Here is a 17,561-nt window from a genome sequence, read left to right on the forward strand (position 1 = left end):
ACGGCCCGTCGATTGAGGCGGGCCTTTTTTGTTGTTGGGTGCCAGGAGCATCGTTGCCCGGCCCGCGAAGGTTCTATTCGCCAGCCAGAAGTGTCTCAAATCGAAGACCCTTGGCGGTCCGTGGCGGAAAACCTGTCCAGTAAGTGTGGTCATCGGTTGGATTGGCTTCTTCATCAAGTGCCAGGATGCCCATATCCGCATTCTCGATCAGGTCCAGATAGGGCCGCCTGCTGACATCCCCTTTCAAATAGAGATCCATGAAAGCAGTGGCAAAATGCTGCGCGATGTTATTCATCCGCGTGGTGTCCCAAACCGGATCGGCGTAATGCTCAAATGGGATGAAATCGAGCCCCTCTGCGGGTTTCCAAGCTTCTATCGGGGCCGGTATCGGTGCCGCGGCGTTGTGGTTGGCCCACTCAAAAGTCAGCAGGTGGCGGTCCGTGCTGATGGCATCGGTGAAGAGCGAGCGGATCGCCTCATAGACAGCGACGTCATCGGAGCCGCCCGCCATGAACAGCGTTGGCACCCGTAATCCAGCCATGCCGTTGGTGTCCCAGAATCCGGCGTTTCGCCCCCAGGGGCCAATGGTGATCAACGCCCGAACGCGGGGGTCCATCTGCGCTTCATGGCTTTCCGATCCAGCGAGGTGCCGGGCCAACAGGCCGTTCGGCGTGCCCCAACTGTATTCCGTAGCGGCCTGTGTCACCCCGGCACCGCCGTAGATCAAGGCCCCGTAGCCGCCCATGGAATAACCGATGATGCCCACGGCATCCGTGTCGATGATGGCACCCAGATCACCTTCTAGTGCAGCCATCTCATCAATTACAAATCGCAAATCGAGAGGGCGGTTGAAAAGGGTCGAGCCAAAGACTTCCTGATCGGAATAGGTGCTGTCGGTATGGTCAATCGAGACGGTCACGAAACCCTTGGAGGCCAGGTTTTCGCCCAGATGGGACATCAGGAAACGATTGCCCGGGTAGCCATGGCTGATCAGGATCAACGGGAAAGTTTCCCCCGATGCGGGTGCTGCATCACGTGCAGCACGCCCGGTCAGGGTGACCTTGGTGGCACCATCGCGCAACGTCGCAAGGTAGCTGCCACCCGGTTGGGTGCCTTCTGCGGCCGGATACCAGATTTCCACCGTCAGCGGCCGATCATAGAGAGGCTGGTCCTCCCCGTTGATATTGACGATGTCGATCTGCCCGGGATTGACCAGCTCAAGCGTTTGCACACCGATGGGCAATGTCCCGAAGTTTGCCAGCTCCGGCGCATCGGGGCGCACCCTGTCTATGGGATTGGCCAGGGCAGGAACGGCCAGCAACGCGGTCAGTGCCGCAACGGCGGGTTTGGTAGTCATCAGTAGGCTCCGCGCGGGGCAATGTAATTCCCGCAATGGTAGAATGGCAGGTTTTCCCTGTCATTCAAGTACTTATGAGGCATAATTTCTGTCAACAGTCCTGAGACGATTAACGGCTTTGTTTACGCCAAAATCGATGTTTTCCTCGAAAATTTCGAAAACCGAACCGAAGACGCCGGGTTTTCACCAAAGAGGGCGGTCTGGCTTTGATGAGGGGGAAGCCGCCGCGCGCTCATCTTCCGCGAGCGACAGGGCGGCGCCCGGTGACACCTGTCGCATCTTTTTTCAGCGATTGAGCACGGAGACCTCTTCCACCGGGTGCCACCTGAGCGTATGGCTCGGACATGCGCAAAACGATGACATATCCAGAACATGGCAGAGCGATTCTGACATTGGGCCTGCCGTTGATTGGCGGACATCTTGCCCAAATGGCCATTGGTGTGACCGACACGGTGATGCTGGGGTGGTACGGGGTTGAGGCGCTGGCGGCGGTGACGCTGGGGTCGACGTTCTTCTTTGTCCTGTTCATTTTCGGGTCGGGTTTTGCTTGGGCGGTGATGCCGATGGTCGCCTCTTTCGAAGCGGAAGGTGACGAGATCGGATTGCGTCGCGCCACCCGCATGGGGCTTTGGCTGAGCTTTGCCTTCGCGCTGATTTCGCTGGTCGTGATGATCTGGTCGAACCCGATCCTGCGGGCGCTGGGACAAAGCGAAGCTCTGGCAGCGGATGCGAGCATGTATCTGCGTGTTGCAGGGCTGGGCATTTTGCCCGCGCTGCTGCTGATGGTGCTGAAATCCTACCTCGCAGCCCTTGAGCGCACGCAGTTTGTGCTCTGGATGACCATTGTCGGGGCGGTGCTGAACGCGGTCATCAATTACGCCCTGATCTTTGGCAATTGGGGCGCGCCCGAGTTGGGAATCACCGGGGCCGCGATTGCGTCCGTCATGACACAAACGGTCTCCATGATCGGTGTCACACTTTATGCCCGATCCGCCCTGCCGGAACATGCCCTGTTCCAGAGGCTCTGGCGGGCAGATTGGCAAATGCTGACCCGCGTGTTTCGTCTGGGATTGCCCATTGGTCTGACCGGCCTGAGTGAAGTTGGCCTCTTTGCTGCGTCTGCCATGATGATGGGCTGGCTGGGCACGGTGCCGCTGGCGGCGCATGGGATCGCCGTCCAGCTCGCCTCGATCACCTTCATGGTGCATATGGGGCTGAGCAATGTGGCCACCATCCGGGCGGGCAATGCATTTGGGCGCCATGATCCGGCGCATATGGAAAAGGGTGCCTGGGTCGTGACGTGGATGTCGCTGGGCATGGCGGCCCTGACGATCGTGGTGTTCGTGTCGATGCCGGAGCCGTTGATTTCGCTCTTCATGCAGGATGACGAGCCGTTCCGCGTCGAAATTCTGCTGATCGGCACAGGGCTTCTGGCGATGGCCGCCCTTTTCCAGCTGGTGGATGGTGCGCAGGTGATTGCTCTGGGCTTACTGCGCGGCGTGCAGGATACCAAGGTGCCGATGATCTGTGCCGCTCTGAGCTATTGGGTGGTGGGCATTCCCTGCTCGTATCTCTTCGGCTTTGTGCTGGGGTATGAAGGCATCGGCGTCTGGCTCGGGCTTGTGGTGGGTCTTGGGCTGGCGGGTCTGCTGCTGTCGGTCCGCTTCTGGGGGGTGGCACTGCGCAACCTCAAAGCCGAACACGCCTGACCGGCGGCATCGGTTTTGTGCGTTGTTTTAGCCCGAGTGCTGACTTAGCCTGACTGCTGAAGTAGGTATCGGGGGATGCATGCACAAAGATCGTTACGACAACACGCTGACAACCACGTCGGGGCGCGCCGCATCGCTTTATCACACCGGGCTTGATCGCCTGCTGGCGGGCGAGGCCCATATGGATGTGCCCTTTGTGGAGGCGATCGAGGCAGACCCCGGTTTTGCCGCCGCCTACGCAGGGCTTGCCCGCACGCGCCAGACCGTGGGGGATACCAGAGGCGCCCGAGAGGCGATGGCATCGGCGCGCGATCTGGCGGGGGGCGTCACGGCACGTGAACAATCGCAGATCAACATGTTGTCGCTGATGATGGAGGGCAAAGGCGCTGAAGCGCTGGAGGCGGTCTATGCCCATATGGATCAGTTCCCACGGGATGCCGTGGTGGCACAGACCAGCTCCTCCATCTACGGGTTGATCGGGTTTTCCGGCCAGCCGGGCAGGGAGGCCCAGACACTTGCCTTCCTGTCGCGTCTGGCCCCGCATTATGGCGACGACTGGTGGTTTGCCAGTCAATACGCCTTCATGTTCTGCGAGACCGGTCAACTCAAACAGGCCGGTGAATGGATCGACCACGCGCTTGCCGCCAATCCCGCCAATGCCCATGCCGCCCATGTGCGCAGCCATGTGTCATATGAGGAGGGTGAGGTCGATCAGGGCATCGCCTTTCTCAAGAACTGGTTGCCGGGCTATTCCAAGGCAGGCATCCTGCATGGGCATTTGAGCTGGCATCAGGCGCTTTGGACGCTGCAAACGGGTGACATCGAGGGAATGTGGGCGCTTTGTGATGATGCGGTCACCCCGGAGGCCGCGACGGGAGGTGCGCCGCTCAGCGTTCTTGTCGACACAGCCTCTTTGCTGCACCGGGCGGAGCTTGCGGGCGTGGAAGTGCCCAAGGCGCGGTGGCAGGCAATCAGCGCTTTCGCGGCAGAAGCTTTCCCCAAAACCGGCAATGCCTTTGTTGATATGCATGCCGCTATTTCGCACGCGATGGCAGGCGAGACGGAAGCCCTCGCGCGGATCATTTCGCAGCCTGCGGGTCCGGCGGCCGATCTGACCCCAAGCATTGCCCGTGGCTTCGAGAGGATGGCCCAATCTGACTGGGCCGGGGCGGCGACGCATCTCAAAGGTGCTATGGCCGATACCGCGCGGATCGGGGGCAGCCGGGCGCAACGTGACCTGGTCGAACACAGCCTGCTGGCCTGCCTGATGCGTCAGGGGCGCAAGGCAGAAGCCAAAGATCTGGCTTGCCTCAGAAGGCCCGTTATTGCAGATGCTTACGTCTAAGACTTAAAGTAATACCTCAATATCGGAAAGCGCTTGTCGGGCCGCTCGGAATTGGTCAGGTCTCTTTCTTGTCATTGACGATGTTCATCTGCGCAAGCCCGCTTTGCCCCAGATCGACGGAAGCAAACGGCCCGCCATGGCACATCTGGCCGGGATCAGTCAGATCGACAGGTCCGTCTTCGGCCAGGATTTCGTTTGCGTATTGCTCGGCATTATCCTTTGGACGGTAGCCGAGGAAGGATGCCTTGGCATTATCAACCGGTGCCCGGTCATTTTTGGAAACGCCATAAACGATGCCGAAACCCACGGACGGTGTGTCGATTGCACGGGTCACCAGTTGGATGAGATCATCATAGCTGAGCCATGACCCCAGGGCGCGCGAATTGGTGACCTGCGCGCAGGAAAGAATACGCAGATGCACCGATTCCAGCCCGCGTTTGTCCCAATACATCCGCCCCAAATCTTCGGTGAAACACTTGGCCAGACCGTAAAATGTGTCGGGTCGGTGTTCGGCGTCGATGCCTATGAAATCGGATTTCAGATGCATACCCACGGCGTGGATCGACGAGGCATAGACGATGCGTTTCACACCAGCCTGATAGCCCGCTTCCCAGATGTTGTAAGACCCCACGAAGTTGGGTCCGAGCAGTTCCTCGAAGGGTTTTTCATCCACAATCGCGCCAAAGTGGATCACCATATCTGCGCCTTCCAGCACCGGGGCAATCTGCGCCATATCAGCCAGATCGGCCTGCACATAGGTTTCGCCCGCGTAGAGATTGCCGATATCCTCAGCGATATCCGTGCTGACCAGCGTATCGCACATCGCCGCAAGCGGTTCCCGCAAGTAGGATCCCAAACGGCCAGCGGCCCCTGTCAAAACCAGTTTCATAGTTGTCCTTCCTGACCGTCAAATGACGGCCTTTTCCAAGAATTTTTCACCGCGCAGAACTCTGTCGACGTAAAAGGGCGTGAGGTCCAGCGTGCGGTATGCGCCATAAGCGATGCGTTCGGCCAGCCCGCGCCCCAGTGCCGGGGCCTGTTGCAGCCCGTGACCCGAGAACCCGTTGATGAACATGAAGTTTTCGACCTCCGGATGTGGGCCGACAATGGCGTTCTGATCGAGCGTGTTAAAGTCGTAGTGACCCACCCACATGTTGATGAGTTTGATCTCTTCGAACTGCGGGATGCGGGTGGCGATGATCGGCCAGAACTTGTTTTCCCATAAGGAATGATCAGCGTTGAAATCATCATGCGCCACGGCCGGGTCGTCATCGGGTGGCCCGCCCGCGAGATAATAGCGCCCGTCGGTGCGCATATGCACGCCCGAGGGGTCGATGGTCAGCGGCAGGTCACGGTCGAGCGGATGGGCAGCATCAAAGATGTAGGTATAGCGTTTGCGCGGCTCGATGGGGATGTCGAGGCCCGCCATCCGCGCGGTCAGCGCCCCGCGTGTACCGGAGGCATTCACGACCGTCCCGCAGGCAACGTCACCCCCCGATTTCAGCGTCACGCCGGTAATGCTGTTGCCCGCGCGCGTGATGCCCACAACCTCGTCGGCCAGATATTCCACGCCGTTCTTGCGCGCCATGCGTTTGAACCAGTCAAACATCGTACCACCGTCGAAATAGCCTTCGTCGATCAGGTTGTGGTTCGCCCCCAGAATGTCGTCGAGCATATAGAAGGGATATTTTTCCGCGATCTCATCGGCGGTCATGAATTTTGTGCCCGCGCCAAGGCTTTCCTGAACTTTCTGGCTTTGCCGCAGGGTTTCGGCAAATTCCGGCGTGTCGGCCATATACATATAGCCGTAGCTTTGCAGCAGAAGTTCCGGCACATCCGGGTCGTCGCCCATGAAGCGCTGGAAATTCTTGATGAATTCCGCCCCGAATTGCGACACGCCGATGTTGATCTTGTTGGAAAATTGCTGGCGGATGCAGCTGTTGGTGTGGCTGGTGCCTGCGAATTCATAGGTCGGGTCTTTTTCCACAACCAGAATGCGGCCCTGAAAACCGGACATCTGTGTCAGCCACCAGGCGACGCTGGAGCCATAGATCGCGCCGCCAATGATGACCACGTCATAGGATGAATGTTGCTGGGTCATAGTCCCCCCGAAAAACCTGCCCTGCCTCTGGAGCATGGCCAATATGGGTTCGTCAAGCTTTGTGATTTCTCAGGCGCGCGCATTGGCCAGAGCGCGGGCGTCACGGGCCATCAGGGCGATGACCTCGCGTAGCCGGCTGGTGTCGCGGGGGTTGGAGGCGTTGCCCTCCAGACCGCGCCGCAGCACACCTTGCAGGATCGCCAGCAGGCGGAAATAGGAGAATACCACATAGAAGGTCCAATTGTCGGGCTGAGCAATGCCGCGGTGTGCGCAATAGGCGGCGACATAGCTGTCTTCGTCCGGCAGGCCGAGGACGGCGCGGTCCACTCCGCCAAGGCCGCGAAAATGCCCCTCATGCGGCAGACGCCAGTGCATGCATTGATAGGCCAGATCGGCCAGCGGATGCCCCAGGGTGCTGAGTTCCCAGTCCAGAAGCGCTACAACCTCTTCGCGGTCCGGGGCGAAGATCATGTTATCAATGCGAAAATCGCCGTGCACGATGCTGCTGGCACCGTCATCGGCGACCATGTTTTCACCAAGCCAGCCCATCAGCCACTCCGCATCCGCCAGCGCGTCGGTGGCGGTATCGCGATACTGGCCGGACCAGCGCGTGACTTGACGGGCGAAATAATTGCCCGGCTTGCCGTAATCTGCCAGCCCGATGGAACCGGGCGCGATACCATGCAGCGCCGCCAAAACCCGGTTCATCGCGTCGTAAATCCGGCCTCGTGCCGCGCGGTCCAGGTCCGGTAGGGCCGGGTCCCAGAAAATCCGCCCCTCAACCATTTGCATGACCATGAACTGCGTGCCCATGGGCGTGTCATCGCCCGAGAGGTGCAGGACCTGCGGCACCGGCACATCCGTGCCTGCCAGCGCCTGCATCACGCGGTATTCCCGGTCCACCGCATGGGCGGATTTCAGCAGCTTGCCGGGGGGTTTGGCGCGCAACACGAACTGCGCCGCGCCGCTGGTGATCCGGTAGGTCGGGTTCGACTGCCCGTCGGAAAATTTCGTCACTTCATCGAGCTTGCCAAATCCGGGCACATGGGTGGCCAGATAGGTTTCCAATGCGCGCGGGTCGTAGGTATGCATCGCGAAATCCCTTATGGCCCATGGACAAGTTGCGCCGATCTAAGCAAGTCTGCGACGGCGGGGAAAGCCCCGATTGCCATCAGGGAGGCACGGTGTGGAGATGAATTTTGGGATGTCGGAGAAAAACCGCGCGTTGCTGGACCGGGTGGCCACGATGATCCGCGATGAGATCATGCCCATGGAGGCCGAATACCACGCTGAAATCGACAAGGGCGATCGTTGGGAATACACCGACCGGCAGGCGGAAATCCTCGAAGGGTTGAAAGCAAAGGCCAAAGCGGCGGGGCTGTGGAATTTCTGGCTGACCGACAGCGAAAAGGGCTTTGGGCTCAGCACCGTCGAATACGCCTATTTTGCCGAGGAAATGGGCAAAACCCCCCTGGCCGCTGAAGTGTTCAACTGTTCCGCCCCCGATACCGGTAATATGGAGGTCTTTGAGCGTTACGGCACGCCCGCGATGAAAGAGAAATGGCTGGCGCGGCTGCTGGAGGGCGAAATCCGCTCCGCCTATCTGATGACGGAGCCGGATATTGCGGCCTCCGACGCCACCAATATCGCCATGTCCTGTGTGCGTGACGGCGATGATTACATCCTGAATGGCGAGAAATACTGGGCCTCTGGCGCGGGGGACCCGCGCTGCGCGGTTTATATCGTCATGGTGCGCACGGGTGATGCGGATGCGCCCAGACACCAGCGCCATTCGATGATCGTGGTGGATGCCGCCACACCGGGCATCAAGGTCTTGCGCCCGATGAAGGTCTTTGGCCATGACGATGCGCCGCACGGGCATATGCATATCCGGTTTACGCAAGTGCGGGTGCCTGCGGAAAACATGCTGCTGGGCGAGGGGCGCGGGTTCGAGATTGCGCAGGGCAGGTTGGGGCCGGGGCGCATCCACCACTGCATGCGCTCGGTCGGGCAGGCCGAAGCGGCGCTGGACCTGATGTGCCGACGGTCACTGCAGAAAGAAGCTTTCGGTAAGCCACTGGCGCAACTGGGGGCCAATTTCGACATCATCGCCGAGGCGCGGATCGAGATCGAGCAGGCGCGGCTTTTGTGCCTGAAAGCGGCCTGGATGATGGATCAGGGAGACGCACGGGCCGCGGCGCCCTGGATCAGCCAGATCAAGGTGGTGGCCCCACGTATGGCGCTCAAGGTGATTGACGAGGCGATGCAGATGCACGGCGGGCAGGGCATTAGTCAGGACACCCCGCTCGCCATGGCCTGGACCTGGCAGCGCGCGCTGCGCTTTGCCGACGGGCCTGATGCGGTGCATCGTCGTCAGGTGGCGCGCGCCGAGCTACGCAAACACACGCAGGAAAAGATCTGAACGTTTCGATAGAGATCGCAGGGGGGGCTGACCCTATCTGAAAGGGTCAGCGTCGTAAGTGACATGCGCCAGATACAACCCCTGCGGCGGGCAGACCGGCCCGCAAGCGGCGCGGTTGCGTCTGGCGAGCGCTTCTGCCACCTGCCCGGCGGGCCATGACCCGGCCCCGACGCGTTCCAGCGTGCCCACGAAACTGCGCACCTGATTGTGCAGAAAGGAGCGGGCGCGCACATCGAAATGCACTTCCGGACCCTGCGGGGTCTCCACGCGGGTCACGTTCAGTTGGTCCAGCGTTTTGACCGGGCTTTCGGCCTGACAGATGGTTGACCGGAAAGTAGTGAAATCATGACGGCCGATGAGATGTGCGGCAGCCGTCCGCATGGCCTGCACGTCAAGATCGTGTTTGACCTGCCAGACGAGCCCGTCCTGATGGGTCGCAGGGGCCCGGCGCATCAGGATGCGGAACAGGTACTGCCGCTCCAGCGCCGAGAACCGCGCATGCCAGTCATCTGCCACAGGCGCGCAGGCCACAATCGCCACGGGGGCAGGTTTAAGGTGGTAATTCAGCGCTTCAGAGAGCCGAAACGGATCCCACTCGCTTTCCATATCGCAATGCGCCACCTGTCCCAGAGCATGCACACCCGCATCCGTGCGCCCCGCGGCGGCGATGGCGTGATCGCGCCGCTCCAGCCGGGCCAGCGCGGTCTCAACCGCGCCCTGCACCGATGTCTGACCCTTTTGCCTCTGCCATCCGACAAAAGGCGCACCGTGATATTCGATTTTCAACGCATAGCGAGGCATGGCGCTGCCCCTAGCCTGCGGCGCGCTTTGCGTCAAACGGGTTTCTTGGGTCTGGCATGCCCGCAGCGCACGCCTTATGTAGTGTGAAAAGAAACCGCAGGGGCACTCAGGCTTTGGTCATTTCATCACTCGCCGATACGGTGCTGCGCCAGATTGAAACGGTGCAGGACACGGTCAACGAGACCCTGTTCGAGCCGGTGATCCGCATTGGCGTGACCGGGCTGGCACGCTCCGGCAAGACGGTTTTCATCACTTCGCTGGTGGCCAATCTGCTGGATCGCGGGCGCATGCCGCATCTTGTCGCGGCCGCCGAAAACCGGATCGAGGCGGCGTTTCTGCAACCGCAGCCGGATGACACGGTGCCGCGCTTTGATTTCGAGACACATCTGTCGCAGTTGACCGCCCGCGCACCCGTCTGGCCCGACAGCACCCGTGCTGTGTCAGAGCTGCGCCTGTCGCTGCGGGTGCAACGCGCGGGGCTGCTGGCGGGGCTTCAAGGACCGCGCACCATCCATGTGGATATCGTGGATTACCCCGGCGAATGGCTGCTGGATCTGGCTTTGCTGGACAAATCCTACGCTGAATGGTCCGGGGAGGTTCTGGGCCGTTTGACCGGTCGCCCGGAGGCTGAAGACTATCTTGCCCGGCTGGCGGAGACCGACCCAGCGGCCAAATTGCACGAACCGGACGCCAAAGCGCTGGCGGAGCAGTTTGCCACTTATCTGACAGCCGCAAGGGATGCGGGTTATTATGATTGCACACCGGGGCGGTTCTTGCTGCCGGGGGATCTTGCAGGCTCGCCGGTGCTGACCTTCGCCCCGATGCAAGGAGAGGGAACCGGGCCGCGCGGGTCCCTGCTGCGCGAAATGAACCGCCGCTATGAGGCCTATAAACGCGAGGTGGTGCGCCCTTTTTTCCGCGATCATTTTGCGCGCATTGACCGGCAGGTGGTGCTGGTCGACGCGTTAGGGGCGATCCACAAAGGGCCACGCGCGGTTGAAGACATGCGCGGCGCCATGGCGGATATTCTGGGAAGTTTCCGACCGGGCGGGAATGCCTTTCTCAGCCAGATTTTTCAGGGCAAGCGGGTGGAGAAAATCCTCTTTGCCGCCACCAAGGCCGATCATCTGCACCACAGCCAGCATGCCAAACTGACGGCGATCATGGAGGCGCTGTTACGCGGTGCGGCGGACAGGGCGCGTTTTGCCGGGGCGGGGACGGCGGCCATGGCCATCGCGTCGCTGCGCGCCACAACCGAAGACAGCGTGACCCACGAGGGGCAAAAACTCGACGTGGTCCGCGGGGTGTTGCTGGATACCGGCAAGGCGGCGGCTTTCTACCCCGGTGATTTGCCGCAAGACCCGGGCCATCTGCTGACGCCCGCGCGCGCAGGCGCACAGAGCTGGCTGGATCAGGATTACCGTGTGATGAATTTCGCACCCTCACCGCTTACTTTGCGCCCCGGTGACGGTCCGCCGCATATCCGGCTTGATAAGGCAGCCCAATTCCTTTTAGGGGATAGGCTATGACGACGACGATCACGATAACGCCTGCGCGCACTCTGGATGCGGGGGCTGTGGGCCACATTCTGTCCGTGTCCAATGATGCGATGCCCTGGCTGCCGCGTCTGCATTCGGCTGCCGAGGAGATCATGTATGCAGGTGACATGATCGAAGCCGGTTGGGTGCGTGTGGCCAAGCTGGACGGCAAGGTGGTCGGATTCATTGCGCGTTGGGAAAGTGACGTGCACGCGCTTTACGTTTTGCCGGACGCGCAGGACAAGGGCGTTGGCACCGCGTTGCTGGACGATGCCAAATCGGAAACCGATTTTCTGGCGCTTTGGAGCTATCAGGCAAACACGCCCGCGACCCGGTTTTACGGCTTGCGCGGCTTTATCGAGACCGCGCGCACGGATGGCAGCGAAAACGACGTGGGTCTGCCCGATATCCGGTTTGAGTGGGCCAAGGGGGCCTTTTGATGGCCAAGGGCCCGGTTCTCATTGAAATCGATCCCGACGATCCGGCCCAAGTTGCGGTCAGCGAAGCGCCCCCGGTGCCTGACGACAGCCCGCGCGTGCCTGCGGGCCACGCCATGCAGATGGCTGCCGGGATCGCCACGCGCAAACCCTCGCGGTTGCTGCGCTGGTTCTGGTCGTCTGCTCTGGCGCTGGTCGGAGCTGTTGTCTCCATCGCGGCATGGGATTTCGTCACGGGCCTTGTGGCGCGCAACCCGATGCTGGGGTGGGGCGTTACGGGATTGATCGCGGTGTTTCTGCTGACGCTTTTGGTGATCTGTCTGCGCGAGATTGCAGCTTTGGGTCGCCTCGGTCGTCTGGACGGATTGCGCCGCGCGGCGGATGAGGCGCTGGCGGCGGATGATCTTGGCGCGGCCCGAGCCGTTTCGGATCGGCTGACGGCGCTTTACAAAAACCGCGAAGACACAGGGTGGGGTCGCGACCGCTTTGCGGAATTGCGCGGCGATCAGATGGATGCGGCAAGCCTGTTGCAGCTTGCGGATAACGAGGTGTTGGGCCCGCTGGATGCGGCAGCAGCGCGTGAGGTCGAAGCCGCAGCCCGTCAGGTCGCCACCGTCACAGCACTTGTGCCGCTGGCGCTGGCGGATGTTGCCGCAGCCCTGGCCGCGAATTTGCGCATGATCCGGCGGATTGCCGAGATTTACGGGGGACGATCGGGGTTTCTTGGCGGCTGGCGGCTGACCCGCGCGGTGATGGCGCATCTTGTGGCCACCGGAGCCGTTGCCGTCGGAGACGATCTGCTGGAGCCCGTGCTTGGCGGGTCGATCCTTGGCAAGCTCTCACGCCGCTTCGGCGAGGGCCTTGTCAACGGCGCTTTGACCGCCCGCGTTGGCGTGGCGGCCATGGAAGTGTGCCGTCCGTTGCCCTTTGCGGCTGGAAAAAAACCAAAAGTGCGCGATATCATCAAAAGGAGCCTTGGCGGATTTTTCTCAGCGTCAAACTCCTGATCGCATCAATCATGCGCGGGCACCCGCCGGGAGAGTTGAATGGAAAGTTTTGCCGCTGATCTGAGTACCATGGTTCGCAGGCCGTTGGAACCTGAGCACATCGCCGCCATGCACAAATGCGGCAAGCTCTTTGAGTTCAAAGCGGGTGACTTCGTGCAGGAACCGGGCAGTGCGACAACGCTGTTTCATTTCGTCATTGAGGGCGAACTGGAAGCGGTTGATCCCAAAAGCCTGCAACGTGTCGGGGCGGCGACCCTTGGGCCCGGCCAGTTTTTTGGTGACCTGCAATTCCTGTCGGGCGGTGTGTCCCTTGTTGGCGCGCGCGCGACATGTGACAGCAAAGTGCTCTGCGTGCCGCGAGAGGACGTGTTGCAACTGATGTCCGATATGCCGGAGATGAGCGACATCATCGTCACGGTGATGGCGGCGCGCCGCCGCCGCGCGGTGGAGCAATCGGATTCCGCCCTCACGCTGATCGGATCGGAAATCAGCCGCGATATCCGCCATGTGGCCAGTTTCGCGGCGCGCAATCGCATCCCTTTCAAGGAAATCGAGGTAACCTCGGATGAGGCGATCGCACTGGCGGCGCAATGCGGCATTGATCAGGCGCAGCCTGGCGTGATCTTCGGGCGCGAGCAGAAGATCGAACCGCCAACGCCACAGGGCGTGGCCAAGGCGCTGGGGCTGTATATTGAAACCGAGAAGGAAAACGCCTTTGACGTGCTGATCGTCGGAGCGGGCCCTGCAGGCGTGGCCGCCGGGGTCTACGCCGGCGCCGAAGGGCTGAGCGCGCTGGTGCTAGAAGACATGGCCATAGGCGGGCAGGCGGGCACGTCGAGCCGCATCGAGAATTACATGGGCTTTCCCACCGGTATTTCGGGGGGCGATCTGGTCGGGCGCGGCGAAGTGCAGGCGATGAAGTTTGGCACGCGCTTTTCTGTCCCGCGCCGTGCCACGGCTCTGCGCCAGTGCAATGAAAAGTGGTTCCATGCGACGCTGGATGACGCGCAGGAGGTCAGTGCCAAGGCCCTGATCGTTGCCACCGGGGTTCAATACCGCCGGCTGCCACTGGAAGGATTGGAACGGCTGGAAGGCGCGGGCGTCTATTATGCCGCAACCGAAGTGGAGGCACGTTATTGCCGTGACAGCGACGTGGCCGTGATCGGTGGCGGCAATTCTGCGGGTCAGGCGGCGATGTTTCTGGCGCGTACCACACGGCATGTCCATGTGCTGATCCGGGGCACCTCTCTTGCTTCATCGATGTCCGACTATCTGTTGCAGCGCCTGAACACGCACCCGCGCATCACCATTCATACCCGCACCGAAGTCACTGAACTGCACGGGCAGGAAACGCTGGAGAAGATAACCATCTGCGACAGGAATTCCGGTCAGGATTGGCAGCTGCGCACATCGGCACTCTTTGTCATGGTGGGGGCTGCGCCCAATACCGACTGGCTTTCCGGGTTGATCAGGCTGGATGACAAGGGTTTTGTGCTGACGGGCACAGAGGCAGGTGGGCGGACGCAGTACGAGACGTCCTGCCCCGGTGTATTCGCCGTTGGCGATGTGCGTGCGGGGTCGGTCAAACGCGTGGCCTCCGCGGTGGGGGAGGGGTCCGTTGTCATGTCGGCGACCTGGGACCATGTGAATGGCTGATGCGGCCAGCGGGCGTAAGGTGTGCGCATTCTGTTGGGACTTGTTCCCCCTCAAAGCTCTGACTATAAGGCGGCCATGACCTACGTCAGCGCGATCGTTATCCGAATTATATCCCCGGCGCTCTGAGATTTGAGACGCCGGGCCAAGGTGTTTGAGCCGCTCGCACCGACCGCTTTTTCCTGTTCCAAGACCCATCCGAAGGACGCCCGCAATGTGCGCCGACACGACCGAAACCGCCGAGAAACTTGACTACAAAGCCACGCTGAACCTGCCCAAGACGGATTTTCCGATGCGCGCGGGCCTGCCCAAGCGCGAACCCGACTGGCTGGCGCGCTGGGAGGAAATCGGCATCTATGACCGTTTGCGGGAAAAAGAAGGCCGTCCCTCTTTCACGCTGCATGACGGGCCGCCCTACGCCAATGGGCATTTGCACATCGGGCACGCGCTGAACAAGACGCTGAAAGATATGGTTGTGCGCTCCCAGCAGATGATGGGATTTGATGCGCGCTACATCCCCGGTTGGGATTGCCACGGATTGCCCATCGAGTGGAAAATCGAGGAGCAGTACCGGGCCAAGGGGCGCGACAAGGATGACGTTGATGTGGTCGATTTCCGTCAGGAATGCCGCAAGTTCGCTGAAGGCTGGGTCGATATCCAGCGCGACGAATTCAAGCGCCTTGGGGTGACGGGCAAGTGGGAAAAACCCTACCTGACCATGGATTTTCACGCCGAGCGGGTGATCGCCGAGGAATTCCAGAAATTCCTGATGAACGGCACGCTCTATCAGGGCTCCAAGCCGGTGATGTGGTCACCGGTGGAGAAAACCGCGCTGGCTGAGGCAGAGGTGGAGTATCATGACCGCCAGACCGATGCGATCTGGGTGCGGTTTCCGGTTGTCGGGGGTGACGCTGTCTTCAGCAATGGCAAGACATGCGTGCTGATCTGGACCACCACCCCCTGGACGATCCCGCAGAACCGCGCGATCTGTTTTGGGCCTGGGATCGCCTATGGTCTTTACGAGGTGATCGGTCGACCCGAAGAATGCTGGGCCCGTATCGGCGAACGTCTGATCGTGGCGGATGCCCTGGCGGAGCAGATCTTCGATCAGGCCCGTCTGGGGGGCGATGACATGGTGCGGCGTCTGGCGGATGTCTCGGCAGAGGATTTGCAGGGTCTGACCTGCGCGCATCCGCTGCGCGGCTGTGAGGGAGCAGCAGGCGAATGGGATTTTGACGTGCCCCTGTTGCCCGGCGATCACGTGACCGATGACGCGGGCACCGGCTTTGTACACACCGCCCCAAGCCACGGCGATGACGACTATGCCATCGGCGTGAAACATAGGCTGCCGATGACCTACAACATCCTCGATGACAGTTCATTCCGCGCCGACCTGCCGTTTTTTGCAGGTGAGCAGGTGATCCGCCCGAACGGCAAACCGGGGGGGGCCAGCAGGGCGGTGATCGAAAAGCTGAAAGAGAACGGCAGTCTGATCGCGATGAAACGTCTGACGATCTCTGACACGCATTCCTGGCGGTCCAAAGCGCCGGTTATCCGGTTGAACCGGCCGCAGTGGTTTGCTGCGATTGATCGTGCGGTGGGGGATGGCCATGACACTTACGGCACGACCATCCGTGAGCGGGCTTTGCGCTCCATCGACGCGTTGGTCACCTGGACGCCGCAATCAGGCCGTAACCGCCTGCATTCGATGATCGAGGCGCGCCCGGATTGGGTGCTGTCGCGCCAGCGCGCCTGGGGTGTGCCATTGACCTGTTTCGTCAGGAAAGGGGCCAAGGTTGATGACCCGGATTACCTGCTGCGGGATGCGGATGTGAATGCGCGTATCCTTGAGGCATTTGAGGCCGAAGGGGCGGATGCCTGGTACAAGGACGGTGCCAAGGCGCGTTTCATCGGCGATGCGGCCAATCCGGATGATTATGAACAGGTCATGGACATTCTCGATGTGTGGTTTGATTCCGGCTCCACCCATGCCTTTACCCTGCGGGACCGCGAAGATGGGTCCGACGACGGTTTGGCCGATCTCTATCTGGAAGGCACCGACCAGCACCGCGGCTGGTTCCATTCGTCGATGCTGCAAGCCTGCGGCACCATCGGGCGCGCACCCTACCGCGCGGTGCTGACTCATGGGTTCACGCTGGATGAGAAGGGCATGAAGATGTCCAAATCGCTCGGCAATACCATTGTGCCGGAAAAGGTCGTGCAGCAATATGGCGCGGATATCCTGCGGCTTTGGGTGGCACAAACCGATTATACGCTGGATCAGCGGATCGGGCCGGAAATCCTCAAAGGCGTGTCGGACAGTTACCGGCGGCTGCGCAACACCATGCGCTACATGCTGGGCTCGCTGAATGATTTCAGCGCGGCTGACCGTGTGGACGCGTCTGAGATGCCGGAACTGGAACGCTGGGTGCTGCACCGCTTGGCCGAGCTCGACAAAACCGTGCGCGAAGGCTATGCGAAATATGATTTCCAGGGCGTGTTCCAGGCAGTCTTTACCTTCGCGACGGTTGATCTGTCGGCCTTCTATTTCGACATCCGCAAGGATGCGCTTTACTGCGATGGCAATACGTTGGAACGCCGGTCTGCACGCACCGTGCTGGATCTGCTGTTCCACCGGCTGACCACCTGGCTGGCCCCTGTTCTGGTCTTCACCATGGAAGAGGTCTGGCTGGAACGTTTCCCGGATGCGGGCAGTTCAATCCACCTTCAGGATTTTCCCGAAACCCCATCGGAGTGGCTGGACGCTGATCTGGCGGCGAAATGGTCGGGCGTGCGGGTCGCGCGCCGGGTCGTGACAGCAGCGCTGGAAATCGAGCGGACCAACAAAGTGATCGGCGCATCCCTCGAAGCAGGTCCGGTTGTCTATGTGGCGGATGCGGATTTGCGCGAAGCATTGGAAAGCCTGCCCTTTGAGGATATCTGCATCACCTCCCAGATCACGGTGAGTGGTGACGCGGCACCGGATGGCGCTTTTGTGCTCCCTGAAATCACCGGGGTTGCCGTCAGCTTTGCCAAGGCAGAGGGCGAAAAATGTGCGCGATGCTGGAAAGTGCTTCCCGATGTCGGTCAGCATGGTCATGCCGGTGTTTGCGGGCGTTGTGATAGCGCAATCGGATAGGTCAGATCGGAAGGCGGCCGCGCTGCCTTCCGGCGCACCCTGATCACTGCGG

At 61.0% G+C, this 17,561-nt stretch carries 13 protein-coding genes; 8 read left to right on the plus strand and 5 right to left on the minus strand.

Annotation, left to right across the window (positions count from 1 at the left end):
- Positions 1-73: 73 nt before the first annotated feature.
- Entirely contained in the window at positions 74-1,357 is a 1,284-nt protein-coding gene (locus tag ACOTTU_RS00595; RefSeq protein WP_425655670.1) for an alpha/beta hydrolase family protein, read from the minus strand.
- Positions 1,358-1,701: 344 nt separating this feature from the next.
- Here ACOTTU_RS00595 and ACOTTU_RS00600 point away from each other — a divergent pair, with 344 nt between their 5' ends.
- Both ACOTTU_RS00600 and ACOTTU_RS00605 read left to right on the plus strand, forming a co-directional pair.
- Positions 1,702-3,066, plus strand: coding sequence for an MATE family efflux transporter (locus ACOTTU_RS00600; protein ID WP_425655671.1), 1,365 nt, complete (start codon positions 1,702-1,704; stop codon positions 3,064-3,066).
- Between the two features lie 79 nt (positions 3,067-3,145).
- Positions 3,146-4,411, plus strand: coding sequence for a tetratricopeptide repeat protein (locus ACOTTU_RS00605; protein ID WP_425655672.1), 1,266 nt, complete (start codon positions 3,146-3,148; stop codon positions 4,409-4,411).
- A gap of 55 nt (positions 4,412-4,466) precedes the next feature.
- Here ACOTTU_RS00605 and ACOTTU_RS00610 read toward each other — a convergent pair whose 3' ends face one another.
- The 3 genes from ACOTTU_RS00610 to ACOTTU_RS00620 form a co-directional block, all read right to left on the minus strand.
- Positions 4,467-5,300 carry an NAD-dependent epimerase/dehydratase family protein gene (locus ACOTTU_RS00610; protein WP_425655673.1) on the minus strand — a complete coding sequence of 278 codons (834 nt, stop codon included), beginning with the start codon at positions 5,298-5,300 and terminating at the stop codon, positions 4,467-4,469.
- A gap of 18 nt (positions 5,301-5,318) precedes the next feature.
- On the minus strand, positions 5,319-6,512 hold the full coding sequence (locus ACOTTU_RS00615) for an NAD(P)/FAD-dependent oxidoreductase (protein ID WP_425655674.1): 1,194 nt from the start codon (positions 6,510-6,512) through the stop codon (positions 5,319-5,321).
- A 69-nt stretch (positions 6,513-6,581) separates the two neighbouring features.
- Positions 6,582-7,604 carry a phosphotransferase family protein gene (locus ACOTTU_RS00620; protein ID WP_425655675.1) on the minus strand — a complete coding sequence of 341 codons (1,023 nt, stop codon included), beginning with the start codon at positions 7,602-7,604 and terminating at the stop codon, positions 6,582-6,584.
- A gap of 94 nt (positions 7,605-7,698) precedes the next feature.
- On the opposite strand from ACOTTU_RS00620, the gene ACOTTU_RS00625 reads away from it, so the two are divergent.
- Positions 7,699-8,934 (plus strand): acyl-CoA dehydrogenase family protein, encoded by a 1,236-nt coding sequence (locus ACOTTU_RS00625; RefSeq protein WP_425655676.1) that lies wholly within the window; start codon positions 7,699-7,701, stop codon positions 8,932-8,934.
- Positions 8,935-8,967: 33 nt separating this feature from the next.
- On the opposite strand, the gene truA is transcribed toward ACOTTU_RS00625, so the two are convergent.
- On the minus strand, positions 8,968-9,735 hold the full coding sequence (gene truA, locus ACOTTU_RS00630) for a tRNA pseudouridine(38-40) synthase TruA (protein ID WP_425655677.1): 768 nt from the start codon (positions 9,733-9,735) through the stop codon (positions 8,968-8,970).
- Positions 9,736-9,848: 113 nt separating this feature from the next.
- On the opposite strand from truA, the gene ACOTTU_RS00635 reads away from it, so the two are divergent.
- The 5 genes from ACOTTU_RS00635 (at position 9,849) to ileS (ending at position 17,509) form a co-directional block, all read left to right on the plus strand.
- Positions 9,849-11,264: a YcjX family protein gene (locus ACOTTU_RS00635; RefSeq protein ID WP_425655678.1), complete on the plus strand. Its 1,416-nt coding sequence runs from the start codon at positions 9,849-9,851 to the stop codon at positions 11,262-11,264.
- A complete protein-coding gene (locus ACOTTU_RS00640; RefSeq protein ID WP_298919758.1) occupies positions 11,261-11,713 on the plus strand; it encodes a GNAT family N-acetyltransferase in 453 nt (150 codons plus the stop codon). The genes ACOTTU_RS00635 and ACOTTU_RS00640 overlap by 4 nt, the downstream gene beginning before the upstream one ends.
- Positions 11,713-12,717 carry a YcjF family protein gene (locus ACOTTU_RS00645; RefSeq protein ID WP_425655679.1) on the plus strand — a complete coding sequence of 335 codons (1,005 nt, stop codon included), beginning with the start codon at positions 11,713-11,715 and terminating at the stop codon, positions 12,715-12,717. The genes ACOTTU_RS00640 and ACOTTU_RS00645 overlap by 1 nt, the downstream gene beginning before the upstream one ends.
- A gap of 39 nt (positions 12,718-12,756) precedes the next feature.
- A complete protein-coding gene (locus tag ACOTTU_RS00650; RefSeq protein WP_425655680.1) occupies positions 12,757-14,373 on the plus strand; it encodes an FAD-dependent oxidoreductase in 1,617 nt (538 codons plus the stop codon).
- A 211-nt stretch (positions 14,374-14,584) separates the two neighbouring features.
- Complete coding sequence (ileS, locus tag ACOTTU_RS00655; RefSeq protein ID WP_425655681.1) at positions 14,585-17,509, plus strand: isoleucine--tRNA ligase; 2,925 nt, start codon at positions 14,585-14,587, stop codon at positions 17,507-17,509.
- The last annotated feature ends 52 nt before the right edge of the window (positions 17,510-17,561 follow it).

It is taken from the genome of Roseobacter sp. EG26 (assembly GCF_049830555.1).
Lineage (GTDB): Bacteria > Pseudomonadota > Alphaproteobacteria > Rhodobacterales > Rhodobacteraceae > Roseobacter.